Origin of the sequence: Paraburkholderia nemoris, assembly GCF_905221015.1 — a bacterium.
In the GTDB taxonomy this organism is placed as follows: Bacteria; Pseudomonadota; Gammaproteobacteria; order Burkholderiales; family Burkholderiaceae; genus Paraburkholderia; species Paraburkholderia nemoris.
The window spans coordinates 113,581-125,894 of sequence record NZ_CAJNBO010000008.1; the positions used below are offsets into that span (position 1 = coordinate 113,581).

12 protein-coding genes are annotated in these 12,314 nt (G+C 60.8%); 6 read left to right on the forward strand and 6 right to left on the reverse strand.

Going from position 1 to position 12,314, the window contains the following annotated elements; genetic code table 11:
• Nucleotide 1: 1 nt before the first annotated feature.
• The 3 genes from KHO33_RS14340 to KHO33_RS14350 all read right to left on the reverse strand — a co-directional run bounded on the left by KHO33_RS14340 (nucleotide 2) and on the right by KHO33_RS14350 (nucleotide 2,304).
• Nucleotides 2-1,435 (reverse strand): TolC family protein, encoded by a 1,434-nt coding sequence (locus tag KHO33_RS14340; protein ID WP_200564839.1) that lies wholly within the window; start codon nucleotides 1,433-1,435, stop codon nucleotides 2-4.
• Nucleotides 1,432-1,788, reverse strand: coding sequence for a hypothetical protein (locus tag KHO33_RS14345; RefSeq protein ID WP_200564840.1), 357 nt, complete (start codon nucleotides 1,786-1,788; stop codon nucleotides 1,432-1,434). Before KHO33_RS14345 ends, KHO33_RS14340 begins: the two co-directional genes overlap by 4 nt.
• 93 nt (nucleotides 1,789-1,881) lie before the next feature.
• Entirely contained in the window at nucleotides 1,882-2,304 is a 423-nt protein-coding gene (locus KHO33_RS14350; protein ID WP_211629216.1) for a hypothetical protein, read from the reverse strand.
• 124 nt (nucleotides 2,305-2,428) lie between these two features.
• Between KHO33_RS14350 and KHO33_RS14355 the strand changes: the two genes are divergently transcribed.
• On the forward strand, nucleotides 2,429-2,935 hold the full coding sequence (locus KHO33_RS14355; RefSeq protein ID WP_234475429.1) for an NUDIX hydrolase: 507 nt from the start codon (nucleotides 2,429-2,431) through the stop codon (nucleotides 2,933-2,935).
• A 38-nt stretch (nucleotides 2,936-2,973) separates the two neighbouring features.
• Here the strand turns inward: KHO33_RS14355 and KHO33_RS14360 are convergent, their stop codons facing one another.
• The 3 genes from KHO33_RS14360 to KHO33_RS14370 are packed head-to-tail and all read right to left on the reverse strand — an operon-like array spanning nucleotide 2,974 to nucleotide 7,210.
• Nucleotides 2,974-3,960 carry a hypothetical protein gene (locus tag KHO33_RS14360; protein ID WP_200564842.1) on the reverse strand — a complete coding sequence of 329 codons (987 nt, stop codon included), beginning with the start codon at nucleotides 3,958-3,960 and terminating at the stop codon, nucleotides 2,974-2,976.
• 2 nt (nucleotides 3,961-3,962) lie between these two features.
• Entirely contained in the window at nucleotides 3,963-4,481 is a 519-nt protein-coding gene (locus KHO33_RS14365; RefSeq protein ID WP_200564843.1) for a (2Fe-2S)-binding protein, read from the reverse strand.
• Nucleotides 4,478-7,210 (reverse strand): xanthine dehydrogenase family protein molybdopterin-binding subunit, encoded by a 2,733-nt coding sequence (locus tag KHO33_RS14370; RefSeq protein WP_200564844.1) that lies wholly within the window; start codon nucleotides 7,208-7,210, stop codon nucleotides 4,478-4,480. Before KHO33_RS14370 ends, KHO33_RS14365 begins: the two co-directional genes overlap by 4 nt.
• A 562-nt stretch (nucleotides 7,211-7,772) precedes the next feature.
• On the opposite strand from KHO33_RS14370, the gene KHO33_RS14375 reads away from it, so the two are divergent.
• The 5 genes from KHO33_RS14375 (at nucleotide 7,773) to KHO33_RS14395 (ending at nucleotide 12,296) form a co-directional block, all read left to right on the forward strand.
• Nucleotides 7,773-7,970 (forward strand): heavy-metal-associated domain-containing protein, encoded by a 198-nt coding sequence (locus KHO33_RS14375; RefSeq protein WP_200564845.1) that lies wholly within the window; start codon nucleotides 7,773-7,775, stop codon nucleotides 7,968-7,970.
• A 98-nt stretch (nucleotides 7,971-8,068) separates the two neighbouring features.
• Nucleotides 8,069-8,467: a CopM family metallochaperone gene (gene copM / locus KHO33_RS14380; RefSeq protein ID WP_054038385.1), complete on the forward strand. Its 399-nt coding sequence runs from the start codon at nucleotides 8,069-8,071 to the stop codon at nucleotides 8,465-8,467.
• Nucleotides 8,468-8,569: 102 nt separating this feature from the next.
• Nucleotides 8,570-9,589 (forward strand): MerR family transcriptional regulator, encoded by a 1,020-nt coding sequence (locus KHO33_RS14385; RefSeq protein WP_200564846.1) that lies wholly within the window; start codon nucleotides 8,570-8,572, stop codon nucleotides 9,587-9,589.
• Nucleotides 9,590-9,967: 378 nt separating this feature from the next.
• Nucleotides 9,968-11,287 (forward strand): MFS transporter, encoded by a 1,320-nt coding sequence (locus tag KHO33_RS14390; RefSeq protein ID WP_200564847.1) that lies wholly within the window; start codon nucleotides 9,968-9,970, stop codon nucleotides 11,285-11,287.
• Between the two features lie 49 nt (nucleotides 11,288-11,336).
• Nucleotides 11,337-12,296, forward strand: coding sequence for a dihydrodipicolinate synthase family protein (locus KHO33_RS14395; RefSeq protein WP_054038382.1), 960 nt, complete (start codon nucleotides 11,337-11,339; stop codon nucleotides 12,294-12,296).
• Nucleotides 12,297-12,314 lie beyond the last annotated feature (18 nt).

Below are 12,314 nucleotides of genomic sequence, written 5' to 3' on the forward strand. Positions count from 1 at the left end.
GTCATTGACCTTCAGAATCTGTGGATGACGCCTGCGGCGTCATGGATGCAAATGGCGCAGCGGCCATCGCGAGAGGCGGCAGACGGCCGCCGAGCGCCTGTTGCAGGTCGGTTTCCGCGAGCCAGTAGTCTTTGAGCGCGTCGATATAACTGTTCACCGCGCCGATCTGGTCGCGCGAATCGGCGAGCAGTTCGAACACGCTCGCGAGCATGCCGTTATAGCGAAGCAGCAGTTCGTCCGAGATCGTTTTGCGGATCGGCACGACTTCGTCGCGATAGTGCTTCGCAACGTCGTAGTCGGTCACATAGGCCGAATACGATTCTCGAACCTCCCAGCGCGCGTTGATCGCGGTCTCGGCGACGCGGTTCGCCGACTGCAGATAGATCGCTTCTGCGCGCGCTACTTTCGAGCTGCCCCAATCGAAAATCGGAATCTCGACGCTGATCTCATAGCCTTGTTCGCGGCCGTCGGAGGTCGTGAAATTGTTCTGATAGCCGACATCCAGCGCATTGATGAATCGCGTTGCCCGGCTTAAGCCCAGTGAGCTAGCAACGCTCTGCATCTGGAGTTTTGCTGCCTGGATATCGAGGCGATTCTGCATCGCGAAGTGCTCGAGGTCCTGCAATTCGGGCCTCGTTGCAGGCAGGTCAGGCAGACGCTCAGGAAGGTCGTACTGCGCTTGCGAACCCCATAGGCCCATCGTGCGCGTAAGCTTTTCCCGCGCGGCTACCGACTGCTGCCGCGCTTTCGCCACTTGCGCCACGGCTTCCGCATAGAAGGCCTGCTCACGCGCATAGTCGAGCTTGCTGAAGTTGCCGGCTTGCTGCATGCGCAATGCGAGTTCGGCGCCGGCTTCCGCCGAGTCCTTCACCTGCTCTGCATAGGCGGCGGACTGCTTCGCCGCGACCGCACCGATATAGGCGCGTCGAGCATCGGCGGCGACCTTGAGCATGGCGTCCGCTGCGAGCAGCCGGGTCTGCTCGAAACGGCGACTCTCGATGCGTGTCGACAACGGCAGCGTCAGCACGCTCAACACGCCGAGCGTGAATGTGCGGCTGATGCTCAGATCGTTGCCACCGTGCGTTCGACTGAATGTGAAGCCGGGATTCGGCAGACGTCCCGCCTGCACCAGGTCCGCTTCGGCAATGCCGAGTTCGCTATACGAGGCCTGCAATCCGCGGTTATTCAACAGTGCGATCTGGATCGCGTCGTCCATGCCGAGTGGCCGGGATAGCAGTTCCTGTGTGCGTTTGGCGATAGCGTTTCGGTCTTCGTCTGTCCTGACTAGTACAGCGTCTTTGCCGAGCCGCTGCGCTGCTGTTGTTGACACGGTGTCGAAGCCGCCATCCTTCGAGAAGGTCGTGCAGCCGGCGAGGAACGCCAATGCGGTAGTGGCGGCAATGAGTCGGCTAGTGGGAAAGAGATGTGGCTTCATTCCGCCGGCTCCTCGTGATGGGCACTGTGGCCGCTGTGGTTGGCGTGAGGGTTGGAGCCGTGGTCGGAGTTGTGGTTGGCACCAGCGTTGGCACTCGCTTCCGCATCACCCGAATGCATTTGACCGTGGTCCATCTGAGGCTTGCCCGATGGACTCGTCACCGCGCGATTAAGCGCTTGCCAGGTGGGCGCTTTCTGTTCCCGATATGGCCGATAGTCCGCGAAGGCAGACGGCACATTGACCGCCGGAACCGATGCTGCGGCATCCGCCGGATCAGGAGGTAGTGATATGGCGTGCACGAGCGCCGGCAATACTGCCGTCGCGCCGAGCAGCGCCGCAATAAACGTTCGCATTGATTTTCTCGTCGTATGCCACCCGGACGGCCGACGTGCAACGTGCGGCCATCAAGGCGAAATTGAACATCGCAGCATCACGCTGCGAAGGAACTAGACGAGAGAGATTCGGGGAGGTCGTTCGATGCCGTCAGTCAGAAATGACGCGACACGGACAGAGGGAGCAAGAGGTACAGCGAAATGGACGGCGTCAGCGGATATCGCCGCAACCGGAGCGGCCGGCAAGCCGCCGCCGAAACAGCACGACGCGCAGGTCGAGCAGGCATGCGCATGATGCGCGCCGCCAGGGTGACTGTGGTTCTGCGAATGAGCACCGGCGATGTCGTTGGCGCTATCGGCCATCATTGCGGCATGGTCATGTTGATGAGTCGCCTCGCCAACATTCTCATGGAGCATGGACTTCCCTTCCCCACCAACATGCGAGGACTCGCATTTCATGGAGACGACCGCGAACGACTGAACCGGAAGGCTCAGCGCGAGCAGCACGACGAGGAAGAGTTTGCGCCAATAAGACATGGGTACGGAGTCTAGCACGCTGTTTAAGAAGAACGTAAGGCTGGAACCGCAGCTGTCTACAGCAGCTTTTTGCGTCGATAGGCCAACGGTTGGCTGGCAGAATAAACAACATGGACGTATATGATTGACCACCCGCCGTAGAAACGGCGCAAATTCGGCGCAAGCCATATTCAGCAAGGCCGTTACCCAAGGTGCAAAAATGACCCGAATGCAAAGCGTTGTTGACGTGAATGTGCTGTTCCTGAATGACAAGGACGAATGCCTTTTCCTCCAGAGAGCTAACACCGGATTCAGGGACGGTCAGTACGCCCTGGTTGCTGGCCATCTTGAGCCTGGTGAATCGATTGAAGAGTGTGCGATTCGCGAGTCGAAGGAGGAGGCCGGCGTGACGATTGCACCGGGGGCGCTGGATTTCAGGCTCGTCATGCGTCGCGATTCGGACCAGAACCGCATCAGTTTTTTTCTGTCGTGCCGGTCATGGGATGGCATCCTGACCAACATGGAGCCACAAAAATGCTCCGGCTTTGTCTGGGCAAAACCGGACAATCCGCCCACGCCCGTCGTCGACTACGTGGCGGACGCCCTCGCGCATATTCGCGAAGGCGTCATGCTTGCCGATTTCAAGGCCTAGGTGTTTCGTTCCTCACTTTCGTTTGCCTGCACTCTCCATTAGCCGCCCTTCGCACTGCCTTGCGCATTGGGCGAGAAGTGGCATTTCGGATCGTTCTTCCCTTGCTCGGAACAACAGGTCAGCAGATTTCTGACCGATTCCACGCTCGCTGCATCCCACTCCGCCTTACTCTTGTTGTTGTCGACCGGCATCCAATGGTTCAGCGGATAGCTGCTGGCGAGTTTGTCGCTGCCCTTCGGCGGATGCAGCATGCCCGCTGCAAGCGGGACATAAATGTCGCAGCTATGCTGATTGCCGATGCGATGGCAGCCAATGCAGGTATTGCCGGGTGTGCTGATCGCAAGCGACGTCCACGAGGCGAAGGCGTCGCCGATATTGACGTATCTGCCCCATGGGTCGGTCGGCACCTTGTCCCATACCTGGCCGAGCCACGGGCTGTACATCACCGGGCTCGCATCGTGGCACGACACGCACTTTTTCGTCGCGGTCGCGGCGGGCGGCCACCAGAATGCCTCCGCGGACACATGACCCGGCGGTGGCGTTTTTTCGTTGGGCGGCGGCACGCGCGACGCGTTGAACCCTGCGGCACTGCCCGGATGCTCTGCATGGAACCAACACGTTTTTCCGTTAGCCGTGTTGTGCAGCACGATGTCGACTTCGTCGTAGAGCGGGCTTTTGTCCGCGCGAATCATCTTGCGGCGGCAGAAGGCTGAGATTTCCGTTGCATCGTGCGACAGGTTGATGATCTTCGAGTAGGGCGTGCACGGGCCGGAGGTGGGCGATTCATAGGGCAGCAACGCGGGACGGTCGCAGGTCATGTTCGTGAAGTAACGCTCGGGCACGTGGTTGTTCACCGTAATCGGCACCGTGGTACCGGCGTTGCAGTTGAAGGCCGGAATCTCTCCGACTTCGTCGGCGCACTGCTGGCCATATTGGAGGAGCGTCTGACCCGCCGTGTCGGCGGCGAACGTAGAGTGTGCCGCGAACATCACCAGCAGCACCAGTACGCGCAAACAGGTTGTCATTGTCATGCTCCGTTGCGGGTAAAAGGCGCCGCGATCTTTCGGATCGCTTCGATGTATTTGACGTAGCCCGTGCAGCGGCAAATGTTGCCGCCGACCCACGTTTCGATCGTCTCGTCGAGTTGCATGGCGTCGACGGGATGCGACTGCAAGTGGTCAAGCATCGCTGTGGCGGCCATCAGAAACCCCGGCGCACAGTAACCGCACTGGAAGGCGAACGATTCGAGGAAGCTCTGCTGAAGCGGCGAAAGCTTGCCATCCTTAGTGAGCCCTTCAACGGTATAGACGTGCATACCCTGCATCGCGCTCACCGGCGTCGAGCATGCGAGGGTTTTTTCCATCGGCGCATCCGGCAGATTGCGTGTGCCGACGGTGCACGCACGGCACACGCCGATTCCGCAGCACAGTTTGGTGCCAGTAAGATCGCGCCGCTCATGCAGAAAGTCGATCAGGTTCATGTCGCCGTCGGCGGGTTGCGCGTCAACAGCTTGTCCGTTGATGACCATGCGAATCAAGCCGCTCATTGCAGTACCCCTCGAATCTGTTCCGGCGTCACCGGTGTTTCCCTGAAGCGATGACCTGTCGCCATCGCGAGCGCATTGAGCAGTGCCGGCGCGATGGGACACATCACAGCCTCGGCTATGCCGCGGGCGTTGCTGGGGTCGCCGTTCGGCGGTGGCAGGGCGATCAGGGTCTGCACGGGGATGTCGGGTAGCCGTGAGACCTGATAGCGATCCAGGTTCCACCGGCCGCCTCCCGGCCCCTCATTGCCGAGCGGACAGGTTTCGGTCAGCACGTTGCCGATACCCATGGCAACCGCGCCCTGCGACTGTCCTTCAACGAGTTCCGGACACAACTGGCGCCCGACGCTTACCGACGACACGACATGCTCGACCTTGACGCGGCCGTTCGCCGGATCGACCGCCAGCGCGATGAGCGCAGCCGATGGAGCGTACGTGGTGCGCTGGAATTTCGCGCCGTCGATCACGGGCTGATGAAGGTCACGCTGCAAGGGCGTCAGACTGTCGGGATTCATGCCTACGGCGACGTAGTCGTATTCGATATCGGCCGGACCGGACGTGAAGGGGTAGGTACCCGTCCAGAAGGAGCCCGCGTAGCTCGCATGCACGGCCGCGACGGTGGGCAGATTCATGCTGCGCATGCGCTCGACCAGATCGCTCCAGAGAAGCGGCTTGTCGATGCCGCGTGCGGTAAGCGCGCCATTCATCCATTTGACGTCGGCGGGTTTCACGTTCGCATGCCAGAGCGTCCATGCCGCGGGCAGCACGCTTTGCAACAGCAACGCCTGCCCCGCGCCCTTCACCCCGTGGTATTGATGAAACGCGCCGAGGCAGGCACTCGACGATCCCGACGTGTAACGCACGTCGGTTGGCTTCTGCGGATTCGCCGTACCGTTCAGGCCCAATGCCTGGAAAGGCTCGAAGACGCTCATTGCAATCGTCTGTGCGTTCTGTCCCAGGTATTCGGACGGAGCAAGGCCGAGCGTCGTGGCTGCACCATTGCCCATGTCGGTGTAAGTCGTGATCACCCGAAGACTGCCGTCCGGCATGATTTGCACCATGCCGTACATGCCGTCGCCCGAGGTGCCGAACGCTTCGTTCGCCATCGCGAGCCCGATGCCGTACTTCAGACCCTGTGCCTCGCGTTCCGCGCGCGTTTTATCCCGCTCCTGCCACAACGGATGTGCTTCGAGACGATCGAGCACAGTGCCCAGTTGCAGGTCGAACAGGATCGGCGCGCCGGTAATGGCACGACCTCTGCCAACCGAGGGAGCATTGCCAAGCAGATTGTTTCGGCGAATCGCGAACGGCGACATGCCGAGTTCGACCGCTGCTTCATCCATCAGCGTTTCAATCGCGATGAAAGCCTGCGGACCGCCAAAACCCCGCTGTGAACCGCCGAATACTTCGGGCGTATAAAGCGATTCGGCCGTTGCATTGGCACGCGTGATTTCGTAGCAACTCATCGCGCTGAGCGCCGCAAGCTGCGCGACATAGGGCGAGAGGTTTTTCTTGCCGCCACCGTTCATTGTGAAATCGCATTTGAGCGCCTGGATCTTGCCCTGGCGGTCGAACCACAGCGATTCGGTGAACTGCGTCTCGCAGCGCTTGAGACCGACCTGAAACTGCTCGTAACGCGATTGCTGCCAACGCAGCGCGCCTTTCGCGAACGGTGCGGCGAGCGCGAGATAAAGCGGAAAGTACGAGCGATCGCGGCCACCAAAGCCACCGCCCGGATAGCACGCGACTATGTGCACACTGTTGATGGTCACCTTGCTCTTCTCGAACAGGGACGCCGCGCTGCTTGCGTCCTCGCTGGCGGATTGCGTACCCAACACAAGACGCAGGTCGCCCGAGGCGGCGTCGTACCACGCAAGCCCGGCCTCCGGTTCCATGAACATCGGGTCGATGGCCGGCGTCAAGAAGTCCTGGCGGTTCGATGCGCCCGCCTTGAACCATGTGCCTTGTTCCGCGTTGCGCTGGATGGTGGCGTCGATGTTCGCGCGCGCTTCTTCGAGCGCCTGCAGATATTCAGGCGTGGGTTTGCCGTTGCTGCCGGTCTGGTAGTCCTTGACGTAGTTGAAGTTCGTGTCGTCGTCGCGGACGTACGTCGTTGTGGGCGTAAAAGCGACCGGCTTCGCGCGGCCACTCGGGTCCGCGATCGCGCCATAGCGGATCGTGCTGTCGTTGAATTCGAGCAGTTTGCGCGCGCGACGGTACACGTCGAAATTCGCAAAGATCAGCATCGCGGCGGGCTGGCCGAAACAGTCTGCGGGATAGCCTTTGCGGGCGAGCCAGTAGATGTCCTGACTCGCGATCGGGTCAGACTCCGGCGCGAGCGCAATCTGGCGCGAGAGCAAGGCGTCGTTATCGACAATCGCGACAGGCTGTAAATCGCGCGGCAGCATGCTCAGATCGAAGCCTTCATACACGCGATCGACACGATTGCAGCGCAGCGCATACAGCCAGTTTTCCTGCTGCGGCCAGCCGACGAAATCACGCGCCTTGAAATCGCGCGCGTAGATTTTCTGACCCGTTACCTTAGGGATACCGTCGATTCGCCAGCGTGCCTTGCCCGGCTCCGGCGCCCACGGGGGCCCATTATCCGGCTCCGTCTGCATTGACGAATTAAGGACGGCCGCAGGTAAGCTGCTGATTGAAATTGCGACTACCGCACCGCTCCCCATGACTTTCAGGAAAGTACGGCGTGTGACGGGTATATCGAAAGCCATTGCTCCCCCCGGATCAATTGTTATCCATTCTTAATGCGGAATGCTTAAGCATTCGCCTTACGGGCTTGCCAGGAATACGCAAACAGGTCATGGGTGCGCAGCAAGGCTTCAGTCCACTCGTGCGTGTGGTCTGGCGTGACCGGCTAACTCACCGGCGGCTGACTGCTTGTGGGAACCCCTGATTGCTAGTCTCTTTCTCTCATCATGGTCTTTTCTCTCGTCGTCTTTATTGGATATTTGAATCGACTTTTCGTAATGCTATGCGTAGAAAACTGTGACTGCAAGAAAGTGATTGAATCTATTCACATTGAATGAATTGTCGATCTTTTACGGCTATCTATGACGATTCATGGGAATGAGCAGGGTCAAGAAAATCCGCGCGAAAAGGGCGAGACGCAGGATACTGGGACGGAGTTGAGCGAGAGCAGATTGCATTTAAACCTTTCAATCGATTGAACAGGCAGGCGGTGTCGGCTTCACGTCGTCCGGTGCATTCGATGCTTGACCTTCCCGCCGTGGGAAGGTCCAAGCTTAAGTTCTGATTTCTCATCGGAGGCAAGAAATGGAATTCCAGATCCCGGACATGTCATGCGGCGGATGCGCCAACGCCATCACTCGTGCAGTGACCGGCCTCGACCCGGAGGCGAAGCTCGACGTCGATGTCGCCGTTAAAATCGTGAAGGTCGCATCGACCTTGCCGCCGGAACGCGTCATCGCGGCAATCGAAGCGGCAGGGTTTCATCCTTCGCTCAAGCGTTAAAGAGATCGCATCAAGGCATGCCAATCGATTAAGCTAAGCCCCCTGTTCGCGGCATCATGGTCGCCCGATATCACTTTTTTCTTAACGGAAAACCCAATATGAAAAACCTTCGCGCATTCCGTGCCCTTTGCCTTTTCAGCAGCGTTGCGTTTGCTGTCGCCGCGGCGCCCGTCTACGCCCAGCAGGCTGCGTCGATGCCCGGCATGGACATGTCCGGTTCGGCGGACGCCGGGTCGAGCGCATCGACCCAAGCGTTCAAGGATGCCGACGAGAAAATGATGCAGGCCATGGATGCACCCGCCTACACGGGCGATGCCGACAAGGACTTCGTCGCCCACATGATTCCGCATCATCAAGGCGCGGTCGAAATGGCGCAGGTGGAACTGAAATACGGCAAAGATCCCGACTTGAAGCGCCTCGCCCGAAACATCATCAAGGCGCAACACGATGAGATCGCGTTCATGCAACGCTGGCAGGCGAAGCACGGCGTGAAGTGACAACGGGCAACATCACCGCTTTAACGCTTTAAAACCGCGCTTGACCCTCACGCAACGTCAGGTTCTAGTCTCCATGCAGGCATGAAGAAAGGAGCGATTTCGATGCTGCTGAAAGTAGGTGAACTAGCCAGGCGATCCGGCATGACGGTGCGCACGCTTCATCACTACGACGCGATCGGGTTGCTCACGCCTTCTGCCCGCTCCGATGCGGGCTACCGGCTCTACAACCGCGACAACATCGCCAGGCTGCATCAGATCCAGGCGATGCGGCAACTGGACCTGTCGCTGGCCGACATCGGGGCCTTGCTGGCAAGACCGGACGCCTCCCTCTCGGCGGTCATCGAGCAGCAGATCGCAGCGCTGACTCGACAGATCGATCGTGCAACCGACCTGCGCGACAGGCTTCATCGTTTGCGTGGCCAGTTGATGACGGGAGAAGAGCCCGATCTTGCCGACTGGCTAACCACGTTGGAGATGATGACCATGCAGGATAAATATCTTACGCAGGATGAGCAGAACCAGCTCCGTTCGAACAAGCTCGCGGGGGCGGCCAACTGGCCGGCATTGATTCAGGCGGTACACGCGCTGATGGATCGCGGTGTTGCCGTCGAAAGCAAGGAGGCCCAGGCATTGGCGAGCCGCTGGATGTCGATGGTGGCCGATTACACCGGGGGCGATCCGCGTCTGCTCTCGAAGCTCGACACGATGCATCGCAATGAACCGGCGCTGCAGGTGAAAAGCGGCATCACGACGGACATGCTCGCCTACATGACACGCGCCGTCCGGCACTCCAAGCTGGCGCTCTACGCGAAATATCTGTCCCCGCAGGAACTGCAGCGCATGCATGACGGCGACGAGCGTTACGTGTCTGAATGGCCGGGGCTCGTGGCGGAAATCCGCCGCGCCATGGACAGCCGCCAAACCGTCGACGACCCGTCGGTTCAAAAACTCGCGCAGCGCTGGATGGATCTGTTCAACGCTTATGTCGGTACGGACCCGGAAACCCACCGGAAACTCCAGGCCGCCTACGAGAACGAGCCCGCGCTACTGGCAGGCACGGGAATCGACCGGGAGATGCTTGCCTACCTCCGCGATGCGCTGGAGATCGCGCAACTGCAGTAGCGCAGCAATGCGGCGCGGTGGGTAACGCGCCGTCAGCGGCCGTCGCGAAGTCACCACAGGCGACTTCGCGACGGCGCAAGCGTCGCCCCGAACGCCAGAATTCAGCCGCGAATGACTGGTGTTTACCCGCCAAACCCACTCTGACACTTGCCACTTCGCTGGAATACGGTTCAAAATGTAAGCGCTATCATTTTAAACGTACAGCTTTACCCGGCTGAAATGACCACCTGAATGACCGTCTGGCACAGGTCAACACGCCAGTATGTAAGCGCTAACATAGCGCAGGAATGGCAATTGGAGAACCCCGATCTCCCGGCGACCTGACACCGCATCAGCGCGCCCCACCTCAAACAAAGACTTAAACCGGAGACAACCAGCATGAGCGCCACCCCGAACCTCGAGCAGGCCCCACCGAAAATCCGCCGCGCCCAGATCGTGGCGCTCACGCTGCTGATGGTGAGCGGCATCGTCAACTATCTGGACCGCGGAACGCTCGCGGTCGCCAATCCGCTGATCCGTCATGACATGGGGCTCTCGCTCGGCCAGATGGGCCTGCTGTTGTCCGCGTTCTCCTGGAGCTATGCGTTGTTCCAGTTGCCGGTGGGCGGCCTCGTCGACCGGATCGGACCGCGCAAGCTGCTCGGCATCGGCCTGATCGTCTGGTCAATCGCGCAGGCCTCCGGCGGATTCGTCTCGACTTTCGGCTGGTTCGTCCTTGCGCGAATCGTGCTGGGTATCGGCGAGGCGCCGCAGTTTCCGTCGGCAGCGCGTGTCGTCAGCAACTGGTTTCCGCTGCGTGCGCGTGGCAAGCCAACCGGCATTTTCAATTCGGCGTCCCCGCTCGGCACGGCGCTCGCGCCGCTTTGCCTGTCGATCATCGTGGTTCAGTTTCACTGGCGCTGGGCCTTCATCGTGACAGGTGTGCTGGGTCTCGTCGTCGCTGTCGTATGGCTCGCGGTGTATCGCGATCCCGTCAAAGCCACGATGAGCGAAGCGGAGCGGCGCTATCTCGAAGGCGACGAAGCGGACCGCAAGCCGGCCCCCGCGCCCACGTTCGCCGACTGGCGTTCGCTGTTTTCTCATGGCACCACGTGGGGCATGCTCATCGGCTTCTTCGGCTCGGTCTACCTGAACTGGGTGTACCTCACGTGGCTGCCCGGCTACCTGACGATGGAGCGGCACATGAGCCTGATGCATACGGGCATCGCTGCCTCGATACCGTTCTTCTGCGGCTTTCTGGGCTCGCTCACGGCCGGCTGGTTCTCCGATCTCATCACGAGCGGCAGCTCGAACCCGGTCACCAGCCGCCGCAATGCGGTGGTGATCGCGATGCTCGGCATGGTCGCGTTCACCATTCCGGCGGCGCTCGTCGAGAGCAACACGATCGCGATCGTGTGCATCTCGGTGGTGATCTTTCTGGCAAATGCTGCCTCCGCCAGTTCATGGGCGCTTGCCACCGCTGCCGCGCCGCCGAACCGCGTCGGCTCGCTCGGCGCGATCCAGAACTTCGGCGGCTTTCTGGGCGGCGCCCTTGCACCGATCCTGACCGGCTATATCGCGCAGACCTGGTCGTTCGTCCCGGCTTTGCTGACGGCCGCCGGCATCGCGTTTGCCGGCGCCATGAGCTACCTCCTGCTGGTGCGCAAACCGATCGACGACCAGCCCGTCTCCACCGAAACCCTGCGAGCGCCCGCCTGAACGCGGCTGCCGCGCCCTCTCATCGAATCCTTCCCCGGAGATCAACAACATGACCACCGCCAAGCCCGCCACGACTTCAGTCGAAGGCATCGTCCCCGTGATGCTCACGCCGTTCGACGATTCCGGCGCCATCGATTACGCCGGACTCGAACGTCTGATCGAGTGGTACATCGCGCACGGGTCCGACGCGCTGTTCGCTGTCGCCCAGTCGAGTGAAATGCAGTTTCTGACGCTCGCCGAGCGTGGCGCGCTGGGACGCTTCGTGGTCGAGAAGGTCGCGGGCCGCATTCCTGTCGTAGTCTCGGGCCACATCAGCGACGACGCCGACGCCCAGGCCGAAGAGCTGAACGTCGCCGCGGCCACCGGCGCGCAAGGCGTCGTGCTCGTGACGAACCGGCTCGATCCGAATCGTCAGGGAACGGAGGCCTTCGCGGCGAATCTCAAGCGGCTCCTCACGCGCATTCCATCGGACATGCCGCTCGGTTTGTACGAATGCCCGGCGCCCTACCGCCGGCTGCTGTCGGACGATGAATTGAAGCTTTGCATCGATACCGGCCGCTTCATCATGCTGAAGGACGTGAGCTGCGATCTCGCGACCGTCAAGCGGCGCGTCGCACTTGCCCAGGGCTCGCCGCTGAAGGTCCTGAACGCCAACGCGGCCATCGCGTGGGACGCCATGAAGGCCGGCTCCGCAGGCTTTAACGGTGTATTCACGAACTTCCACCCGGATCTGTACAACTGGCTGCGCAATGACGCGGCACAGGACCCGGCGCTCGCGGAGGAGCTTGCGACGTTTCTCGTGCTCGCCGCCGTATCCGAAGCGCTCGGTTACCCCGCGCTTGCGAAGATCTATCACCAGCGCATCGGCACGTTCGACTCGATTCGCTGCCGCGCGATCGACTACGACGTGCGCGAACGTTTCTGGGCGCTCGATGCGGTGCTCGACAAGATCGTCGCCGGCACGGAGCATTTCCGCTCGCGCATTGCCGCGCTCGGTCAACGCGGCTAGGTTCGCAGGCATCAGCCT